This is a genomic window from Paenibacillus sp. NPDC058367, assembly GCF_042723305.1.
Taxonomy (GTDB): domain Bacteria; phylum Bacillota; class Bacilli; order Paenibacillales; family Paenibacillaceae; genus Paenibacillus_AQ.
The window spans coordinates 128568-148916 of sequence record NZ_JBHXIZ010000004.1 but is presented as its reverse complement, the minus strand read 5'-3'; the positions used below and the strand labels follow the sequence as shown (position 1 = coordinate 148916).

19 protein-coding genes and 1 pseudogene are annotated in these 20349 nt (G+C 41.7%); 9 read left to right on the top strand and 11 right to left on the bottom strand.

Features of this window, described 5'->3' with window-relative positions; translation table 11 throughout:
- Positions 1 to 83: 83 nt before the first annotated feature.
- The 3 genes from ACFWMP_RS21365 to ACFWMP_RS21355 all read right to left on the bottom strand — a co-directional run bounded on the left by ACFWMP_RS21365 (position 84) and on the right by ACFWMP_RS21355 (position 2604).
- Positions 84 to 1265: a multidrug effflux MFS transporter gene (locus ACFWMP_RS21365; protein ID WP_339244046.1), complete on the bottom strand. Its 1182-nt coding sequence runs from the start codon at positions 1263 to 1265 to the stop codon at positions 84 to 86.
- 239 nt (positions 1266 to 1504) lie between these two features.
- The gene (locus tag ACFWMP_RS21360; protein WP_379424656.1) at positions 1505 to 2041 is read right to left on the bottom strand and encodes a DUF2798 domain-containing protein; all 537 of its coding nucleotides are present in this window, start codon (positions 2039 to 2041) and stop codon (positions 1505 to 1507) included.
- A complete protein-coding gene (locus tag ACFWMP_RS21355; RefSeq protein ID WP_042192916.1) occupies positions 2038 to 2604 on the bottom strand; it encodes a TetR/AcrR family transcriptional regulator in 567 nt (188 codons plus the stop codon). The genes ACFWMP_RS21360 and ACFWMP_RS21355 overlap by 4 nt, the downstream gene beginning before the upstream one ends.
- Before the next feature lie 412 nt (positions 2605 to 3016).
- Here ACFWMP_RS21355 and ACFWMP_RS21350 point away from each other — a divergent pair, with 412 nt between their 5' ends.
- The gene (locus ACFWMP_RS21350) at positions 3017 to 3418 is read left to right on the top strand and encodes a RidA family protein (protein ID WP_076284986.1); all 402 of its coding nucleotides are present in this window, start codon (positions 3017 to 3019) and stop codon (positions 3416 to 3418) included.
- 126 nt (positions 3419 to 3544) lie between these two features.
- On the opposite strand, the gene ACFWMP_RS21345 is transcribed toward ACFWMP_RS21350, so the two are convergent.
- On the bottom strand, positions 3545 to 4957 hold the full coding sequence (locus ACFWMP_RS21345; protein WP_379424655.1) for an alanine/glycine:cation symporter family protein: 1413 nt from the start codon (positions 4955 to 4957) through the stop codon (positions 3545 to 3547).
- Between the two features lie 226 nt (positions 4958 to 5183).
- On the opposite strand from ACFWMP_RS21345, the pseudogene ACFWMP_RS21340 reads away from it, so the two are divergent.
- From ACFWMP_RS21340 to ACFWMP_RS21325, 4 genes and pseudogenes are all read left to right on the top strand, one after another.
- A pseudogene (locus tag ACFWMP_RS21340) lies at positions 5184 to 6722 on the top strand (catalase); the annotation flags it as partial.
- A gap of 140 nt (positions 6723 to 6862) precedes the next feature.
- Positions 6863 to 7849: an SDR family NAD(P)-dependent oxidoreductase gene (locus ACFWMP_RS21335; RefSeq protein WP_042192925.1), complete on the top strand. Its 987-nt coding sequence runs from the start codon at positions 6863 to 6865 to the stop codon at positions 7847 to 7849.
- A complete protein-coding gene (locus ACFWMP_RS21330) occupies positions 7846 to 8952 on the top strand; it encodes an undecaprenyldiphospho-muramoylpentapeptide beta-N-acetylglucosaminyltransferase (RefSeq protein ID WP_042192927.1) in 1107 nt (368 codons plus the stop codon). Before ACFWMP_RS21335 ends, ACFWMP_RS21330 begins: the two co-directional genes overlap by 4 nt.
- A 164-nt stretch (positions 8953 to 9116) precedes the next feature.
- Positions 9117 to 9629 carry a DinB family protein gene (locus ACFWMP_RS21325; RefSeq protein WP_379424654.1) on the top strand — a complete coding sequence of 171 codons (513 nt, stop codon included), beginning with the start codon at positions 9117 to 9119 and terminating at the stop codon, positions 9627 to 9629.
- A gap of 24 nt (positions 9630 to 9653) precedes the next feature.
- On the opposite strand, the gene ACFWMP_RS21320 is transcribed toward ACFWMP_RS21325, so the two are convergent.
- Positions 9654 to 10241 carry an NAD(P)H-dependent oxidoreductase gene (locus tag ACFWMP_RS21320; RefSeq protein WP_042192931.1) on the bottom strand — a complete coding sequence of 196 codons (588 nt, stop codon included), beginning with the start codon at positions 10239 to 10241 and terminating at the stop codon, positions 9654 to 9656.
- A 121-nt stretch (positions 10242 to 10362) separates the two neighbouring features.
- Between ACFWMP_RS21320 and ACFWMP_RS21315 the strand changes: the two genes are divergently transcribed.
- The gene (locus tag ACFWMP_RS21315) at positions 10363 to 10800 is read left to right on the top strand and encodes a MarR family winged helix-turn-helix transcriptional regulator (RefSeq protein WP_042192933.1); all 438 of its coding nucleotides are present in this window, start codon (positions 10363 to 10365) and stop codon (positions 10798 to 10800) included.
- Positions 10801 to 10915: 115 nt separating this feature from the next.
- On the opposite strand, the gene ACFWMP_RS21310 is transcribed toward ACFWMP_RS21315, so the two are convergent.
- From ACFWMP_RS21310 to ACFWMP_RS21285, 6 genes are all read right to left on the bottom strand, one after another.
- A complete protein-coding gene (locus tag ACFWMP_RS21310; RefSeq protein WP_042192935.1) occupies positions 10916 to 11797 on the bottom strand; it encodes an SMI1/KNR4 family protein in 882 nt (293 codons plus the stop codon).
- 164 nt (positions 11798 to 11961) lie between these two features.
- The gene (gene hprK, locus ACFWMP_RS21305; RefSeq protein ID WP_042192937.1) at positions 11962 to 12873 is read right to left on the bottom strand and encodes an HPr(Ser) kinase/phosphatase; all 912 of its coding nucleotides are present in this window, start codon (positions 12871 to 12873) and stop codon (positions 11962 to 11964) included.
- Between the two features lie 150 nt (positions 12874 to 13023).
- Positions 13024 to 14349, bottom strand: coding sequence for an ABC transporter substrate-binding protein (locus tag ACFWMP_RS21300; RefSeq protein WP_379424653.1), 1326 nt, complete (start codon positions 14347 to 14349; stop codon positions 13024 to 13026).
- 48 nt (positions 14350 to 14397) lie between these two features.
- On the bottom strand, positions 14398 to 15507 hold the full coding sequence (locus ACFWMP_RS21295) for an efflux RND transporter periplasmic adaptor subunit (RefSeq protein ID WP_379424652.1): 1110 nt from the start codon (positions 15505 to 15507) through the stop codon (positions 14398 to 14400).
- A 10-nt stretch (positions 15508 to 15517) separates the two neighbouring features.
- Positions 15518 to 16375 carry a carbohydrate ABC transporter permease gene (locus tag ACFWMP_RS21290; protein WP_339244068.1) on the bottom strand — a complete coding sequence of 286 codons (858 nt, stop codon included), beginning with the start codon at positions 16373 to 16375 and terminating at the stop codon, positions 15518 to 15520.
- Positions 16376 to 16389: 14 nt separating this feature from the next.
- Positions 16390 to 17286, bottom strand: a complete 897-nt coding sequence (locus ACFWMP_RS21285; protein WP_379424651.1) for a carbohydrate ABC transporter permease — start codon at positions 17284 to 17286, stop codon at positions 16390 to 16392.
- A gap of 146 nt (positions 17287 to 17432) precedes the next feature.
- Here ACFWMP_RS21285 and ACFWMP_RS21280 point away from each other — a divergent pair, with 146 nt between their 5' ends.
- The 3 genes from ACFWMP_RS21280 (at position 17433) to ACFWMP_RS21270 (ending at position 20272) form a co-directional block, all read left to right on the top strand.
- Complete coding sequence (locus ACFWMP_RS21280) at positions 17433 to 18143, top strand: response regulator transcription factor (RefSeq protein ID WP_076284998.1); 711 nt, start codon at positions 17433 to 17435, stop codon at positions 18141 to 18143.
- 1 nt (position 18144) lies between these two features.
- On the top strand, positions 18145 to 19533 hold the full coding sequence (locus ACFWMP_RS21275; protein ID WP_379424650.1) for a sensor histidine kinase: 1389 nt from the start codon (positions 18145 to 18147) through the stop codon (positions 19531 to 19533).
- A 148-nt stretch (positions 19534 to 19681) separates the two neighbouring features.
- The gene (locus tag ACFWMP_RS21270; protein ID WP_076298061.1) at positions 19682 to 20272 is read left to right on the top strand and encodes a DUF1989 domain-containing protein; all 591 of its coding nucleotides are present in this window, start codon (positions 19682 to 19684) and stop codon (positions 20270 to 20272) included.
- The last annotated feature ends 77 nt before the right edge of the window (positions 20273 to 20349 follow it).

Here is a 20349-nt window from a genome sequence, read left to right as displayed (position 1 = left end):
AACTCAAAAAGTTCCAGACTGCCATTCATTTATGGATACCCCGTTCCATATCTCCTTCTAATCAAATAACTAAGAAGTACATTCTATTCCGCTACAATAAACTTTTTACTTAATAACCACATTCCGCCGCTAATCCCTAAGAAATAGATGGGCATCGTCAGTAATGAACCATTATGCAGGGCGCTCATTCCCCATGTCGCCAAACTAACTAATAAGTAATATCCCAAACTGAAGATCGCACCTGCTGTTCCCACAACATCCTGAAAATTGACAAGCGCAAGACTTAGACAATTAGGTAAAGCGATACCGGCCCCCATTAACATGACAAAAAGGGTTATTAGAATGCATACCATCAACATCATATTCGGCAACGAGGCAAGGCTGCTTACGATTGTTAATAGCAAAGCCCCACTGGTCATCACTAAACAGCCGATGTGAATTATTTTTTCTGCGGCATAGAGACTCAATAATCTCTTGGACATCATTGCTCCCACTATCGATGCCAAAGCCACAACAATGCCTAGAAAACCATATACTCCCGGTGAAATGTTAAAGTGTTCAATAAATATAAAGGGTGCTTCCGCATAGTAGCTAAATAAAACTCCATTGATGCCCCCGATCAGTAACCCAAACACTAGTACACGTGGCAATGAGAGCATTCTTTTAACGATAGGTAGAATAGCCACCTTTTTTCTCGCGGAAACATCAGTCGTTTCTGGCAGCTTCCAAAAAGCATACACAAATAACAACACACTCATCATCACTAATGTAAAGAAAACCGCTCGAAAACCAAAAGCTTGATCCACCCATCCGCCAATAAGCGGCCCTACTGCTGGAGTAAAAGCGATCACCGCCGAGATTTGGGCAAACATGGCATGCCGCTTATTCCCGGATACACTCTCCCGAAGAATGGTTTGCGTAATGATAGAGCCAGTTGCTGCTCCAAATGCTTGAATGAAACGGCTGACCAGAAGTAGAGTAATGGATTCCGAGTAAAAACACATCAAGCTTCCAATACCATATACAATGAGGCCACCTAGCATGGCAGGTCTCCGTCCGATGAAATCAGAGAGCCAACCCCAACACAAAACACCTAAAGCAAATCCGATAAAATATATACTTAATGTTAACTGTACAGAACTATTAGAGACCCCAAGTGCTACCGCAATATCCGGCAACGATGGAGTGTAGATCGTCTCACTAATTTGCGGAAAAGCCACAAGAACAATCATTAGCAGTAAAGATGGTGCTGCATATTTTTTCATATTAAATTCGCCCTCCTACAAGCTTATATCCTCGAACAGCAACAAGAATATGAGCCTAGCTAGGGAAATGGGGGCATCATTATGGCAAGACGACTATAGATCATCATGTTCAATATTACCTTTCATTGTTAAGTTTTCTTTGTTATATAGGAGGGTTTCAATGATTCAACTAAAATATCATTATATACGGTAATAGAAAAGCTCTCAAACAAAACGCTTCGCCTGAGAGCATAGTTATGTTATGAGTTTTGTTCCGATAATCCATTTACAGTTATACCAGCGGCGCTGGAATTCTTTTTATCCTGAGAAGCATGTAGCTTTACCATCACAAATCGTGCAAAAGGTTGGATCACTATACTTTCAGCGATCAGTACGATTAGGAAATTTCTTGGCCAATTCGCTAAGAAGTGATTGAACGTTTCAGAACTCAATCCGTTTCCGATAATGTCTCCAATAAAGGTCATCACAAATGACATTCCTAGTACGGTGAAAAGAATGCGAAACAGAATTTTGGCGTTGAAGCTATCGCTAGGTTGTGTGAATTTAGCTGTCAGCTTTTCTGCGATACGCCCAATAACAACAGGCTCTATAATCATAACAATGACCCAAATGATCGGAAACACCTTAAGGATCGATAAAGCAACTTCCCCATTAAATTCTCCAACCGCTAAAATGATATTTAATGAAGACATAAACAGAACGGTTAGTGTACAAATAATTGCACCGTATAATGCCCCCTCTTTGCCGTTTCTCGGTAATCTTGTTTCTAGATTCATGATGTTCTTCCTTTCAAAATTGTCGGTAATAGTTTCGCAATAGTCTTTAAAGGTGCAGTAGATCGCTGTGTTTGACACAGCATGATCGCACCCTCAATCGAGGTTGTCATCAATAAAGCAATATCAGAAGCTAGTTCATTCGAGAAGCCTTCAGTTGCAAGCTTCGTGTAGTAAATAGCCTGAATGTTCTCATAAAGTGAGTTACATGCTTGGCGGACAGGCTCACTGACCGTAGCCATTTCACTGACAATACTGCTAAATGTATAGCCTGTAAGCTTGCCCTCGGTTTCCAAGTTGTGAATTAACTTATTAAGCATGAATTGCGTGGCCTCTTGCGTAGAAGAATGCTTTTTGAAAATGTCCTCCATATCTATTGTGATTGCTTCCTTTAGGCTCTTTAGACAAGCAATTAATAGTTCTTCTTTTCCATTTGGAAAATGATGATAGAGCGCACCTTTGGTAACATCACAAGCTTTTAAAATTTCACTAACGCCTACACTCTTGTAACCTTTTTGTTGAAAAAGGAGTGTCGCCTTCTCAATCATTAGTGATTTTGTATCCATAATTACGTATTCCCCCTAACATACCAACCGGTCTGTTTGTAATTATAACAACATAATATCCGTTAATGTAAGTGTTTTTTGCTTTTTTTCAAAAAAAGCATTGAAGTTTTCATAAAATACAGCAAAAAAAGATCCTTGTCATGTTGTGCCGGAGGAGGCAAAGTTGCCGTCCCACATGGATTAATGTTATCATTCTGATGAAGTTATCTTACTTTAAATATGAAGGAGGAATACCTAATGAAAAAGAGATCCCTAAAATATTTATCTTTTGGTATTGGGTATTCTACTGCTGTTTTTTTCTAGAATTAATGATTGATAGGATAAGTCTGTCAAAAATTAAAACTAAAAAACAGTGGAGATATATAACCTAGCTATCGTTATGTATCTTCTATTTAAAGGAGACTTCATAAAAATGAATTTAAATAATAATGTGATCACAAGATATAATCCAGAAAATATTGCGAAACCCGTTGGTAACTACAGTCATGTAACAAAAATAAGCAGAAACGCTGAAATGTATGTATTTTCTGGTCAAATTGGAATCGATCAAAACAGTAATATCCCTACAGATTTTAATCAACAAGTAACAAATACGATGAGTAATATTGTAGAAGTCCTCTCTTCTCAAAAGTTGACTCCCGATAACGTAATCAAAATCAACATTTGGGCCACAGAAGAAATCGATTGGGATCATTTCTATGGAATTTGGAATAAAGTATTCGGGATGACACCTCCTTCAATGACCATTGCTTATGTTAAAGGATTAGGTTTACCTGAATTGAAAATTGAATTAGATGTTTGGGCTGCAGGATAAACTATATTAAGCAGGACTAATTTAAAATACTGTACGCAAAACGAGCCTTAGAAGCAATTCTAAAGGCTCGTTTTTGTAATCTGACAGCAAAAAGAGCTCAGTCTCCTGAGCCCTTCAAATACATTTCTATCTTTTTATATCTGAAGAATTGCCCCAACCTTCAACGTTCTCGAGCCCCGGAATGCTGTCTTTATAGAAAACAGGATCCTTCCCTTCACGTTTCTGCTTTTTATAATCCTTCAAGGCGGCAAAGGCCACTTTAGATAATAGCAGGATGGCAATCAAATTCACGATAACCATGAAGCCCATAAATAAGTCGGCCAAATCCCATACCAATTGAACCTTTGCTACGGAACCAAAAATAATCATTGCCAAAACACTGTATCTATAGAATAGTAATACCTTTTTGTTGGAATTCAAAAATTCTATATTGGTTTCACCGTAATAATAATTTCCAATTAACGTGCTGAAAGCAAACAAAAAAATCATAATCGCTAGTGATCCGGATGCCCACGAACCAATATGCTCGCTTAATGCGGCTTGTGTCAGCTTGATTCCGTCCAGCCCTGGCTGCTTATAGGCATCAGACAACAAGATAATGAACGCCGTACTCGAACAAATAAGTAACGTATCTGTGAGTACGCCTAGCGCTTGCATTAGCCCTTGCTTCACCGGATGACTCGTAGTTGCCGTTGCCGCAGCATTAGGCGCACTACCCATACCCGCTTCGTTAGAGAACAAACCACGCTTCACGCCCTGTAGAATTACTGCACCAAGAGAGCCACCAGCGACTTGTTCAAATCCAAAGGCACTTTTCACAATGAGTGCGAAAACTCCTGGGAGTTCTGTAATATTAATCAGCATAATAATAAGAGCAGCCCCAATATAGATTCCTGCCATTACCACTACAATATATTCGGACATTCTTGCGATACGCTTAACACCGCCAAAGATAACCAGCGCAAAGGCAGCAGCCATTACAAGCCCAAGAATGGCCCGATTGGTGCCAAATGAATTCTCAAAGGCCACTGTGACCGTATTCGATTGGACCGCGTTAAATACAAGCCCGAAGGATAATGTAATCAGAACCGCGAATATCGCACCCATCCAGCGCTTGTTCAGGCCTTTCTCCATATAATAGGCAGGTCCACCGCGAAATCCGGTCTTATCCTTCACTTTATATACCTGTGCCAAAGTGCTTTCTATAAAACCGGACGCTGATCCAATAATGGCAATCACCCACATCCAGAAAATAGCCCCTGGACCACCTATGGCAATAGCAATTGCGATTCCCGTTATATTACCTGTCCCTACCCTCGCCGCCATACTAATGCAGAAGGCCTGAAAGGATGAAATACTATCTTTTGACCTTTCATTGGATCCTTTAAGAACCCGAAACATTTCTTTGAACATACCAAACTGTACAAATTTCGATCTTACGGTGAAATAAAGACCACAAGCAATAAGAAGGATCACCAGTATTTTCGACCATAAAAAATCATTTGTTACGCTAATCATACTATCTAAAAATTGTTGCATGTAATTCCGCCTCTCCATTCTGTCGATACCAAGTTGCTAAGCTTATAACACATAGTATTTTCAAATATAACAGTCATTATTTCAAATGCCAATAAAAATTGTAACTTTCATAACATCTCTTGTCAGTGGATTTCGCATACTTTTCAGAATTATGGTAGAAAATACTATTCATATCTGAAGAGAGGTGGAGTTTTGTCATATGGATAAGGAAAAAGAAGATATGATTTTAACGGATCGACAGGGACATCCCATTACAGATAATCAAAATATACGAACGGTAGGAAATCGCGGGCCCTCGACGCTCGAAAACTACCACTTTATCGAGAAAATATCTCATTTTGATCGAGAGCGTATTCCGGAACGTGTTGTGCATGCTAGGGGTGCAGGAGCCCACGGGTATTTTGAAGCTTATGGAAAAGTAGGCGATGAACCCGTCTCGAAGTATACGCGTGCTAAGCTTTTTCAAGAAGCAGGCAAAAAAACACCTGTATTCGTAAGGTTTTCAACAGTGGTTCATGGCGTGTACTCTCCGGAGACCTTTCGTGATCCACGTGGCTTCGCCACAAAGTTCTATACAGAGGATGGCAACTGGGACTTGGTCGGCAACAATCTGAAGATTTTCTTTATCCGTGATCCGCTGAAATTTCCCGACATGGTGCATGCTTTCAAGCCAGATCCCGTGACCAATCTGCAAAACCCAGAGCGGATGTTTGATTTCGTATCGAACTCTCCTGAAGCTACTCATATGATTACATTCCTGTTCTCTCCTTGGGGGATTCCAGCCAACTATCGGCAGATGCAGGGGTCTGGAGTTAATACCTATAAATGGGTGAATGAAAACGGCGAAGCTGTCTTAATCAAATACCATTGGGAGCCGCTGAAACATGGCATTAAGAATCTAACTCAGCAAGCCGCTGAGGATATACAAGCCAAAAACGTCAGCCATGCTACGCAGGATCTATATGAGGCTATTGCGCGCAAGGATTACCCTGAATGGGAGCTTTGTGTGCAAATCCTGAGTGACGATGAGCATCCTGAGCTCGATTTTGATCCACTCGATCCTACTAAGCTTTGGGATCATGAACGTTTTCCATTTTTACCTGTAGGGAAGATGGTTCTGGATCGAAACCCAGACAATTATTTTGCCGAGGTCGAACAGGTCGCTTTCGGGACTGGAGTTCTGGTAGACGGTCTTGATTTCTCGGATGACAAGTTGCTGCAAGGCCGGACGTTCTCCTATTCGGATACCCAGCGGCACCGGGTGGGCGCCAACTACATTCAATTACCGATCAACGCTCCAAAGACAAGGGTAGCAACGAATCAGCGGGATGGGCAAATGACTTATCATGTGGATAAGGCGCCTGAGCAAAACCCACATGTGAATTACGAACCTTCCTCGCTTGGCGGGTTAAAGGAGGCAGCCCCTTCTGGCAAAGACCATCAACCGATGTATAATGACAGACTAGTTCGCGAGAAAATCAATCGTACAAATGACTTCGGGCAAGCTGGAGATACCTATCGCAAGTTCGAGGATTGGGAACGGGATGAATTGATTCATAACCTGGTCGATGCACTGAAAATATGTGCGCCTGTAATTCAAAATAATATGATCGAACACTTCACAAAAGCTGATCCAGACTACGGTCGTCGAGTGGCTGAAGGTCTTGCTCAAGCCAAAGCCGACCACAAACATCTAGGTACTTCAGATAATCGAGAAGGCGCGGAAATTGCGGAGCAATCCGGTAAACAAACCGATGGCTATTAGAAGTTAAATGAAGGGTTAAGGGACCTGTTATAAGGGTTCTTTAACCTTTTTTTGATTTTAAGAGCTTTCACTTTGCCATATTCACGTAACATATGAACACTATGATTATTGTGTAGCTAAGATCATAGGAGGAACAAACCGTGCAAAATACAACCATATTAATTACCGGTGGAACCGGATCTTGGGGACGACAACTCGTGAAACGGTTATTGGAAAGAGACCCAAAAGAAATCAGAATATTTTCCCGCAATGAGTCACTTCAAGTAGAACTACAACAGGAATATCATCATAATCCCAAACTAACGTTCATCATCGGTGATATACGTGATAAGCAAGAACTGATGCAAGCTTGCCATCAGGTAGATTATATCTATCATTTAGCGGCCTTGAAGCATGTCCCGATCTGCGAACAACAACCAGACAGTGCGATGAAGACTAACGTACTCGGAACTCAGCATGTGATTCAAGCCGCTATTAAACATGGCGTAAAAAAAGTAGTCTATGTTTCAACCGATAAAGCAGCGCAACCATCGAGCACCTACGGAATGACAAAATCACTCGGTGAAAAGCTAATGGTCCATGCCAATCTCAGACAAACCAAAACTCAGTTTGTATGTGTGAGAAGTGGCAATGTACTTGGCTCAACGGGTAGCGTGGTGCCTATTTTCAAACAAAGTATTGTGGATGGAGTAGACATTTCCCTTACAGATGCTAGAATGACTCGTTTTTTCTTAACCATAGATGATGCAATTACCCTACTCCTTAAAGCAACAGAAGAAAGCAGAGGTGGAGAAGTCTTTGTGACCAAAATGCCTGCTTGCAGCATTAAGGATCTTGCCCAAGTCTTAATTGATGACTTATCAACTAGCACGATCCAAATCAAGGAAACGGGGATACGTCCCGGTGAAAGCTTAAGTGAGGCCCTAATTTCGGAATTCGAGAGCGCCTCATCTATACATCTGGATGATCACTATTATGTGATTCTTCCTCCTTTTCCTATAGAAGGTTTACAGGAAGCTTATGCCTCTTGCCCGCCTGTGGACTTCCAGAGCTATGATTCCAATCATGTGTTGATGAGCAAACCTGCGATAAAAGAAATGTTACAACAAGGTGGGTTTCTAGCATGAGTACCTCGATCGTATTTACAGGTGGAGGCTCCGCAGGCCATGTATCAGGGAACCTGGTGTTGATTCCTAACTGTCTAGCTGAGGATTGGGACGTTCATTATATAGGCTCCGAACACGGGATTGAGCGTAAGCTTTTGTCTGACTACAAGGAGGAGGTAACCTACCATCCCATTTCCACAGGGAAATTGAGACGCTACTTCGATTGGAAGAATGTAACTGATGTATTCAAAATCATGAAGGGCATCTTTCAATCTTACCGACTCCTACGAACCATCAAACCTGGTGTGATTTTTTCTAAAGGTGGATTTGTTTCTGTACCCGTCGTGATTGGAGCCAAACTCAACAAAGTGCCCATCATTATTTATGAACCAGACTTAAATCTTGGACTAGCTAATAAAATCTCACTTCCGTTTGCCACTCATCTGTGTACAAATTTTCTGGATACTGTAACCAAATCTGCTTCTCTCAAGGCCGTTCATGTGGGACCGCTCTTGAAGGAGCAATTCAAATTAGCTGATAAACAACGCGGTTTTGCCTTTTGCGGATTTACCTCTGTTAAGCCTGTTCTTCTCATTATGGGAGGAAGCCAAGGGGCACATAGCATTAACCAAATGGTGAACAATGTACTCGCTGAGTTGATAGACAAATTTCAAGTGGTTCATATTTGCGGGGAGGGAAAGGTTAATTATCACCTCTCAATGTCAGGCTACAAATCGTATGAATTCATTACAAGCTGTGAGCTGCCGCATTTATTAGCTATGGCGGATGTTGTCGTATCTCGTGCAGGCTCAAACTCTATGATGGAGCTTCTTACTATGCAAAAGCCAATGTTATTAATTCCTCACACGAATGGCGGGAGCCGCTCTGGTCAACTTGCCCAAGCGGAGTATTTTCAACAAACTGGACTCGCTGAAATGTTACTTGAAGAAGAGATGACCACTCAAAGCTTTGTTCATTCGATAATGAAGGTATACAAGAACCGCTCTACTTACAAAGATAAAATGAAACCTTATGAGAATGGCAGAGGAGCCTTTAAGGTAATGAACTTAATCAAACAAGTAAGCGGCGAGGATTTAACAATGATCAAGGCAGGTACGGTTTAGATGGGAATGAAGCTAGTGAATTGGTTACTCCTCTGCTTTATCGCTGTCGTCTGTATTTTGGTTTACTTTGGACAAAGGATCCTATAATAAACATCTCTAAATTGTACCGAACATTTTTGGAATGGGTATAATTAACGTATCTATAATCTTAGGGGGAGAAACTCATGGAGAAACATCCGACGTTAGAAATGTATGACTACAATGTATGGGCTAATCAAACAATCATCCATCGCTTAAAGGAGCTGCCTAAAGACATTTATCATAAGGATATCCAGAGCGGTTTTTCTTCGGTAGCGAAGGTTGTGACGCATATTTATGTCGTGGAGAACATTTGGTTTGACTTGATTGTAGGGCGAACTAGGAATGAAGCTAAAGCATCAGCTGCCCAATTAGAGCCCTTATTAGCTATAAAAGATATTGAAGAAATGGATGTCCTCTATCGTGAGCTAACCAGCAAAAATAAAATGGTGCTGGCTAGTCAAATAGATAAGGACCCCACCGTTGTGTTAGATCATCCAACCATGGGATCACTTGAGACATCCATTTCCGGTGCTATCTTCCACGTAGTAAACCATGGCAGCTATCACCGTGGGAATATCGGGACTATGCTGCGACAAATGGACCATACCTCAGTTCTGCAGGATTATGTTGCCTATCTTTATAACGAGTCCAAATAATCATCAATCCGTTATCTTTGAGAATTAATTAGCCACAGCTTTGAAATATTGATAGACCTGATTTAGCTTTTTGTCATGTTTACCTTTTGGACTCTCCATATTCCCAAACTCGAAAAACTTCACTTTTTTCATACCGCAATATTGAAATAATGCTTTTCTCATCAGCACCTTATGGGAATTGTTTAACCAATATAAAGGATAAAGGGTTGGCCCCTTCATGCTGGAAATACAAACCACGGACTTCCCTTTCAGCAGCCCTTCGGGGATAAGGCCGCCCTTTTCTCTATAAGCAAAATTAGAGGCAAACATTTGATCAATATACCCGAGCAGCATGGCTGGAGGCCGGCCCCACCAGATCGGATACACAAACACAATTTTGTCTGCCTGACGAATCTGCTCACGATACTTCTCAAACTTGGGATCGATATGCATGTCTCTTCTACGTTTATTTTCGTTAAAGACCAGCACCGGATCAAATTGCTCTTCATATAGATCAAGCACCTCGATGTTCGTGATCTTTCGATTTTCATTACTTCCTTGAATGACTTTATTGAGAAAAGCATAACTTAAACTTTTATGATTCGGATGAGTATAGATGACTAAAACGTTCATTGGTCCACCTCTTTAATTATCATTTGATAACAAAATCGTATCATAACCTTTATTTAGTTGTCAAATGATAATTGTATTATGATAATTATTTTGTTAAAGTTTACACTAAGAGGTGATCGTTATGGACAAAGAAGCGTTTTTTCATAAATTAGTGACCTTTACGACGGCAGTCCATGAAGTAACATTCGACTTAACCAAAGATGTTAGACCGGAAGGTATTACGCCCGTTCAATATAGTATTCTGGAGTATATTGCGGTCAGCCAGCCTGTTACCCTCAGTCAAATTAGTGATTGTAAGAATATCTCTATGCCGAACACGAGCCGTGAGCTCAAGAAATTAACAGAAAAGAATCTTTGCGAAAAGCTGGATGTCGCAGAAGATCGGCGTAAGCAAATGATTCGGTTGTCTGACGCTGGACAAGCGATGATGAACAAAGCTTTTGAACAGATCGGCGAACGTTTCCTGGACCGGATTAAGGATTCTTCTACTGAAGAACTGGAAGAAATCAACCGAGCACTCGATGTGCTTCAGTCCAAGGTGTTTAATAGCGACAATTGAGCAGACTAAAAAACAGAGCAGCTGCCTCCATTATAGGAGAACCGCTGCTCTGTTTTTTTCGATCGTTTATTTGGCTGATTTATCAGCCCCACATTCAGCTAAATCGCCGAATCCACTATTTCACCAGTCCACCGATAAAGGACTCAAAATTGTCAGCCAAGCGTGTGATCTTGTATTTGTTATCTCGATCTACATGGATAACCTCGGGTTCGCCATCATTTCCAAACTCGCGGTAATCCAGCATGATTACTTCATTCTCAGAAGGACAATCACAAATCACCACACCAACCTCAGGATAACGTCCATTTTCAATCACAGTCCGGCTGCCTGAAGCTCCACACAGCGACTTATTCTTATCTCGTCCAATTCCAAGGATCCCTGAAATCGTAATAAATTCTTCTGTTCCCGGAATTGGGTACCGAGTGTTATGAGGAATTCCCCCATTATGTAGCTTCATCATTTCAACGTAGTATTTTGGCAGCTTAAAAACCAGCTCTTCTTCTACTGAAGCAATCAATGCATCTGTAGGCGATTCAGAGATATATTCTGAGAACGCATACTCGCTGTCATCCCAAAAGTTGGTGGTGTCGATCGCTACTACAGGCTTCTTTGCAGGTTTATTCACAGGCTTTTTCGTAGCTTTCTTAGCCAATTTTCGTTTGATCCATCCCAAAAACTCCAAGGTGTCCTCATCATCAGGCTCTAGCTCGTCTGCAATTGTAAATGCTTTTAAAGCTTCGTCGTACCGCTTCAGATAATAATAGGAAACTCCGATACGGTAATGCCAAAGCGGGTCACCTTCACCCTCTTCTTCAATGCTCAAATACTGCTCTAAAGCTTCTTCATATTGCCCGAGATTATTAAGCGCTCTGCCCAAATGACTAGTTAGAACATAATCTCTTTCCTCTTCAGGAATTTCCGTTATTGCATCCACGATTTCTTGAAATTCATCCTCTTCATGCCAAGTATCCAATTTTCCCAATAGCTCATCACTCATCATTAATACCTCCTAGTAACGATCACTCAAAATACCTATTAGAAATTATACCATTTATAGCCTATGCCCAGCCAATCACGCATCAAAGGCGAAATTTAGTTAAAAAAACAGACCACATAGCTCTTCTGCGGTCTGTTACGTATACACAAATTCATGAGCACCCCTCATTGCTTGTTTTCAATCCTCTGCATAAACTCTTCAACGGCGCTATAGCCAAGCTGCTTCAGATACCAGTTGTTGGCGGCAGCTTCAATTAGGCCGGCTACGTCACGGCCGGGCTGAAGCTGGATTTCAATATGCGGAATTTGGACACCGAGATAGTCTGTGAACTTCGGCTCCAGTTCGAGCTCATTATTCAAGGAATTTTCTCGCCAAGGAGACAATTCGATGTCGAGTACAATTCGCGTCTCATCCTGAAAAGCTCTACGCCCGTACTGGCGTACAACATTGATCAGACCAATACTGCGCAGCGCTAGGAATTCGCGGGTCGTCTCGTTATGTGTGCCGAGAAGCGTCGCCGGTCCCAGCTTCTTCAGCACCACGATATCATCCGCCACAAACCGATGACCTCTTCTAATAAGCGTATGCGCGGTTTCGCTTTTTCCAATCCCTGACTTGCCTCTGAGTAGGACACCTATACCAGACACGTTTACACATACTCCATGAATTGAAAGCTCTGGCGCCAGCGCCTTCACCAGATAGGTATCAATCTTTGCGATGATCTCTGTCGTCGTCTCCTGCGTCCGAAGCAACGGGATGCCCTCTTCTTCGCAGAATAGAGTTAAATAAGGAATCTCCTGCTGACCTGTCGTCACAATAAAGCATGGTGGATGATACTTGACGATATTACCAATATGTAACTTGCGCTCTTCAACGCTTAGGGTTAACAGATAATTGATTTCCTTGCAGCCCAATACTTGTACCCGCTTCGTTGGGAAAAAATCAAAGTAACCCACGAACTCCAGACCAGGTCTATGCGCCTTTGAACGAGTGATTTCACGATCCATGCAGCTAGCACCTGCAAGCACTTCCAGCTTAAACGTCTCTGTAAGGCTTTGAACGGTAGTCGATTTCAATGCTGTTCTCCTCCTGTGGCTGCGTATCTCGAATACGCAATACGGTTAACGGGATATATTCAACGACAAATGGGATGATTCCTGCAAAATAAACAAAAGGCGTTCAATCACCGTTAAATGATTGAGCGCCTCTCGATTAGAACGTTCTATTTACTCGTTAATGTAAGTGTTGACTCGATTTTGAATCAGCTTGCTGACGTCTTCAGCGGATTTCTGACCACTCATATATGAATCAAATTCTTCAATTGCAATTGAAACGACCTTATGATCACTAGATAAATTCCTACTTGCTCCATCTAGAAGCTGATGTAATTCTTGGATTTTACTTTCTACAGTCTCAGCATCAAACTTCTGTTCTAGAAGAGGTAGTGTTCCCGCTACTGCCTGCTGCTTAGCATCATTAAGCTGTTTCTCCACAACTCCCTTATGCATCGCAAACCCTTGTACGACTGATGAAGATTGCATTTCCTCGGAAAGCATGAACTTAATAAAGTTCCAAGCTTCATCTTGAACCTTAGATTTGCTGTTAATACCTAAAGTGAAATATGACTTAAATGAAGTTCCACTATATTTTCCATTTACTGTTGGCTTTTGATATAGTTTAAGCTTTGGATCAAGGACTTGGGACAGGCCTCCTATTGGATCGAAAAGGTTAGCATTGTTGAACAAGGTTTTGGTATAGTCGTACGTAAAATCATTACTAAGTACGCCCTCATCATACATCGATTTGATTTGCTTCATCATGTCTCGAAACAGATCGGAATCGAAATTCGCTTGACCTTGATCAATGAGCTTATCATAATTAGCTTCTATATACTCCGCTAACATTTGAATCGGGAATAGATTAACAAATGCGAAATAATCCTCACCAACTTTTCCCTTAAGCTTCTTGGAAATATCTTTAAACTCATCCCATGTCCATGTCTGATCATCGATTTTAATGTTAGCTTGTTCTAACAACTCTGTATTCCCAGTTAGCGCGTCGATGACAAATGAGAATGGCATTGCATACAAACCATTACCATCTTGGGAGCCCTCAAAAATATTCTGATAGTACTGATTTCGATCAAAGTCAGCATCCTTATCCATCAGATCATAGAAATTAGTCAGCATGTTCTTGGCGACATATTTGTCCTGTGGTAGATCGTTCATTACGATCATGTCCGCCCCTTTGCCAGACATCATCTGTGTGCTCACTGTTTGTATATACTTCTCAACATCGCCCTTTGAGAATGCTTCTCCTGATTGACTCATTCCATCTTCATTCGTTTGAGGTCTGGCTAGATACTCTTTGATTTCAATTTGTATATCTGGGCGAATTTTTTTATATTGCTTAACCGCCTCATCTAAATAAGGAGTTACCGCCATGGTCGCAATCTCAATCTTATTGCCATTCTGGTCTGATTGTTCATTAGTTGATCCTTCTGTACCTGATCCCACGCTGCTGCTAGAGCATCCCGATAATACGACTATCATTGCTAATAAGGATAAAAACCATCTTCTTTTCAAATTCATTCATTCCCTTCAATATACTCGGATTCGATTACCTTCCTGAAGTGGTTCACTTGATTCAATAATGATCTCATCATCAGGACTTAACCCGCTCACAGCTACAATCTCATCCTCGGTTGAATCACCCGTTACAATATAAGCCTTGCGTGCATTAAACATATTGCCGAGTGAGCTTTTCTTCTCCTCAATTACAAAGACATAGCTCCCTGTTGTATCTTTATGAACCCATTTCTTTGGTAACACATAACCTTTTTCATTTGACTCCTTCTTTATATCTAGACTGACTTGTTCGCCGCCTTTAATACCATCATCGGAGACAGAAACGACAACCTGATAACTGGATTTATCGGATGAATCTTCTTCACTGCTCTCTTGGGATGCAGCTTTAATCTCTTCAATTACACCGTTAACCAGTGTATTGTCTTTCTGCAATCGAACAGAAACCTTAGATCCAATCTCGAATAATGCCGTATTATCCGACTCGACAGCAAATGAAAATTCGAAGCCCTTACCACTATCCATTAAGGTCAGGATTGTCCCCCCTTGTGAAGCATTCATACTATCCTCTGCTGTAATCTTTGTGACTTTTCCATCAAAGGGGGCAGTCAGTGTCTGTTTATCCGCTTTATCTTTGCGCAGCTTATTCATCTTTCTTTGCGCCAGTTCAAGATCCATACTATCCAGTTCAAGAGCTCGCTCTGCCTTGGCAATCACTTGCTCATCACCACCTATCAATGCATTGAGCATATCCTCCTCGAGAATCTCCCGATTTAGCTTTTGTTTCTTAAGCGCCGTTTCCTCTTGATAGATCTGTTCATCCAGATCAGAGCTATCAAATGTCACGAGCTTTTGCCCCTTCTTAACCTCAGCATTCTCTTTTACATGAACCTTCACAATTTTAGAGCCAGTCTCATTCAACAAATCCACCTGCTTCCGAGGTGTTAAGACTCCACTCCCTTTAACCTGATGAACTAATGATTTCGAGGTAGGTTTCTCCGTAACTACTTTGGGCAGCGTCATCGTTTCGAGTGTGCTGCTAAAGAAAGTCAAACCAGCCAATATCGCAAAGAATAATACAAACAAAGCAGCCGTTAATCGTTGTCGCTTAGATGTGCTTGTCATCTCATTTCCCCTATCCTTTAATTCCAGAAAGCTCTATGCCCTCAATAAAATACCGTTCCGCCAAAAGAAACAAGAGAATCATAGGCATCATATACAAGACCGCAGCCGCAAAGGATACCCCAAGCGCATCTTCCTGCAGGCGAGATAGAAAAATGGACAAGGGCTGTAAATTGGCATCCTGCAGAAAGATCAGGGGCTGCTCCACCATATTCCAGTAATCTGCAAACAGCAGAACAACAAGCGCTGCCATTCCAGGTTTAACCATAGGCAAGACAATCCTGATAAAGGATCGGAAGTAACCTGCCCCATCCATTTGGGCTGCTTCCATATATGCCGTTGGAATTTGGAGCATAAATTGTCTGAGCAAGAATACACCAAACGCCGCAAATATCCCTGGTAATATAATGGAGCTTGGACTATTAATCAGCCCTAGCCGATCGGACATGATATAGTTCGGTACAAGCGTGACCTGGAACGGCATGAGCATCGTGATCAGATACACAATAAATAAGGGCTCTCTGCCAGGAAATCGCAGCTTAGCAAATGCAAATGCCGCTAATGTTGCCACCACGACCTGGCCTATAATGATTGGAAACACCATAAATACAGAGTTCCAGAACATACGAAGAAATTGCGAGGTTGAAATAAGCACCTTATAAAATTGCTCCAGCGAAACCCAATCTGGAATCAGCTTCAAATTCACAAAATCGTTCATCTGTGTATTACCTAACATGCCGTAATTCAGCATAATTTCCTTCTCCGTCATCAAGGAGCTTACCATTGTGAGCACAACCGGAAATAGCATTACCAGCGCGATTACGGCTAAGATAATAGTAAGTAGCAGTGTTCTTATCTGTTTCTTGTTCATCTACACCCCTCCCTTTACTCCATAAATGAACGGAACTTATGTTCAACTCGGAAGAGCATCAACACAATGACTAAAATACAGAGCACCATTAAGAAAGCTGCAGCCGACAGCTTCTGAATATCGAGCGATAAGAACATATTGTTCATATAGTGCTGAAGCATATAGATACTGTCATGAGGATAGTCACCCGCAACTAAATAAATTTCCCGAAATACCTTGAATGAGTTCAGAATCGACATCAGCATCACTAAAAATCCTGTCGGTATTAAATAAATCAAGGTGATCTGGTGCTTACGAGCCCAGCTTGCACCTTCCAGGTTTGCTATCTCATAATATTGATCTGGGATATTTTGCAGTCCAGCCAAGAATAGAACCACATTATAGCCAATGTTTTTCCATACATAGATAAAAATAATGACCCATTGCGCCCACTCTGATTTCATCCAATCGATCCGCTCAATTCCAATCCACTCTAATGCATGATTGAAAAAACCATTCCAGTCGAATAGGATCTGCCATACGAGCACAATTGACGCTACTGGAACAACCAGTGGCAGTACATATGAGGTACGCAGCCAATTCCGAAGATAGACTCGTTTGTTAAGCAGCATGGCAAGAGCAAGTGACAACAGAATAAGGATCGGAACACCAATTATTGTGAACCAGAATGTATTCCCTGCCGCCTTTTGAAAGGACGAGCTAGCTAATAGGCTCTGATAATTGGCAAACGATAACCCTGCCTCACCACTTGGATTCTCAAATGAAAATACAACACTTTGACCAAACGGAATCAAATAAAATAGTGCAAACCCGATCAAACTCGGAGCAAGAAAGCAGAACGCCACAAGAATCTCCTTGCGAGCCAAATATGAAATTCTCACAGCCTCAACCTCCTTTCGAGCTTGTTCCATACAAGCAACATGTTTACCGTACAAATAACTATTCTATAGATCAGCTTCGGTATTAATTTGGAGCAATTGTGGAAAAAGTATGGAAAAGCCCGCTTGAAAGGACAACTTTGTTAGAATAATAGATGTATTGGTCAGGAGGTCTGTTGATGAAGAACTATCAAATCGCAATCGTTGAAGATGATTGTCATATAAGAGATATCGTTGAGAATTATTTACAGAAGGAAGGCTATAGCACCCTATCGTTAGGTTCAGCAGAAGAAGCGCTCATGTTATGGAACACAGAGCGCCCGGATATGTGGATTCTAGACATCATGCTTCCAGGTATGAATGGCTATGAATTCTGCAAACAAATTCGCAAGGAAGCCGAAGTTCCTATTATTATGATCTCTGCTCGTGATGAGGAAGTAGATAAGATACTTGGACTTGAGCTTGGAAGCGATGATTATTTAACTAAGCCTTTCAGCCCACGTGAGCTGGTCGCACGAGTAAATCGTTTATTCCATCGGCTTAACTGCCTTACAGAAAGATCAGAACAGAGTATAGTCTCTTCTAAATCAAACGACCTCATCATCGATGAGCTTCGTCTAGTATTAGATAGTCGTCTGGTTTACTGGAGGTCTAAAGAAATTGAAATGACGGTGAAGGAATTTTCATTGCTTCATACCTTAGCAGCGCAACCGAATCGAGCTTTTTCTCGCAATGAGTTGTTAACATTAGTGTGGGGGGATGACTATTTCGGCAGCGATCGGGCAATTGACGATTTAGTCAAAAGACTTCGTCGTAAAATGGAAGACCTGCCTCTTGAAACCGTTTGGGGCTATGGTTATCGAATGCGCGTGGATGGAGTGAAGACATAACATGAAACTAATCTATAAGCTTCATTTATCATTTGGAATATTACTGGTATGCGTACTCGTGCTTACAGCTACATTCGTTTATCCTCTACTAATGGACACACTAATCAATAATCAAAGAGAAGAGCTAAGATCACAAGGCAGTGCAATGATGGAGTTGGTCAATTCGTTACCTGTTCAAGACCTAACACCTTCTCAGTCAGCAGCAGCTATCGTACAGCCGGCTCAAGAAATTAATAGATCCGTCGATGCGTTACTCATAGAGCCGAATCGTAATATATTATTTAGTACAATGACTGAAGCGCAGACACAGACATGGCTACCGCTCATTGAACAGCACTCAAGTCACAATCAGCAGGATTTATGGGAAAATGGACAGGAGAAATATATTGTTGAGACCTTAACTTCTAATCCACAGAATCTTGATCCAACTAGTGCTGTAACCGCAGCCACCCTTGTCTTGTCTACACCGCTAAGCAAAGTAAAATCATATCAATCAGAGCTTTTTACAAGAATGATGTTCATTATGGTGATTGGGGGCATTATTGCCTTTGGCCTAAGTTTATTTATTACCAAACGTCTCGTTACTCCTCTTGAGAAATTAAAGCTTGAGCTCAAAAAAGTTGAAAAACGCCAATTCGATGAGGTGCAGCTCATTCAAACTGGCGGGGAAATTGGTGAGGTAGCCCAAAGTGTCCATCATCTCGCAGGAGAACTTAAACAATACCATCATGCTCAAAGACAATTTTTCCAGAATGCTTCTCATGAACTTAAGACCCCGCTAATGACGATTCAAGGTTATGCAGAGGGAATACGAGATGGTATTTTCACCGGGGATCGTGCTGACAATGGTCTTGATGTCATCTCAAGTGAATGTGAACGACTTAAGGGAATTGTTACAGAGATGATCTTGTTAGCCAAGCTTGAAAGTGAAGATGGTATTTTTGATCAAGAAGAAGTGTCAGTAGAACAATTAATCGATAAAACCGCCGATCGAATACGTCCATTAGCTATAAATGAGAGAGTTGACATCAAAGTAAAGTACGAAGTGGATAACCCGAGAAAGCTTCATATTCATGGAGATTCGGAAAAACTATTACAAGCGGTACTAAATATTATGAGTAATGCGATCAGGCATGCATCACAAGCCGTGGATATAGAAATTTCGGAGCAGGATGGACAAGTGCAGATCGATGTCATAGATGATGGTCAAGGTATTCCTGATCAATTACTGCCTCAGCTATTTCAGCGTTTTATTAAAGGTAAGAATGGAGAAACGGGACTTGGACTCGCCATTTCACGTGCAATTGTTGAACGGTGCGACGGTACTATATCCGCTCATAACGGAGAGCATGGTGGAGCGATCTTTCGAATGAGTTTTCCTTCAAAATAAATGTCATTCTGATCCTCAAAGACTGTCATCGAATCGAATACGAACTCTTTCTATGATGCCGCCAGACAGCTCTATACTTTGTATGACTTTTTTGGCAAAGAGCCATACTAACCCTCACAGACTATGACTATCCCGAAGGAGAGTACTGATGAGCGAACAACAATGGCTGATTCCAGCAACCAAGGGATTGGGCTTCAAGTTGGACAAAGGGCAGATCGTCCGGGTAACCGATGTAGAAGGAGAGCAGGTAGCAGATTTCGCTGCTTATAACGCCGTTCGCCCTAATGAGCGAATTGACCCTGGTGTGACGATAGATGCTCTAGGCAAGATGAATGTGCTTCCGGGGGACATCCTCTATTCCAACCAATACAGACCACTGCTTACGATTATTAAGGATACTGTGGGCCGCCATGATTTCATTAACTCTGCCTGCCGTCCCGAGATGTATGAGGTGCTGTATAACAAAAAGGAACACGACAGCTGCTACAATAACCTGAATGAGGCGCTGGAGGAGTTTGGCCTGCCCGCTCCCGATCAGCATTATCCGTTTAATCTTTTTATGAATACTGTCATTGATCCTTCTGGAAAAGTCAGCGTGGAGCGACCGCTTTCTAAAGCCGGGGATTATATTGAGTTGCGGGCTGAGATGGATCTGATCATTGCCATATCGGCTTGTCCCTGCTCCGAAAGTGTCTGCAACGGGTATAAATGTACACCGATTGCCGTGGAGATCCTTTAGGGTATGTCGCAAAGAGGTTCGTGCCAAAAGGCTCGTCTTCTAACTTACCAACTTCTTGAATAGAATGACTTGTACAA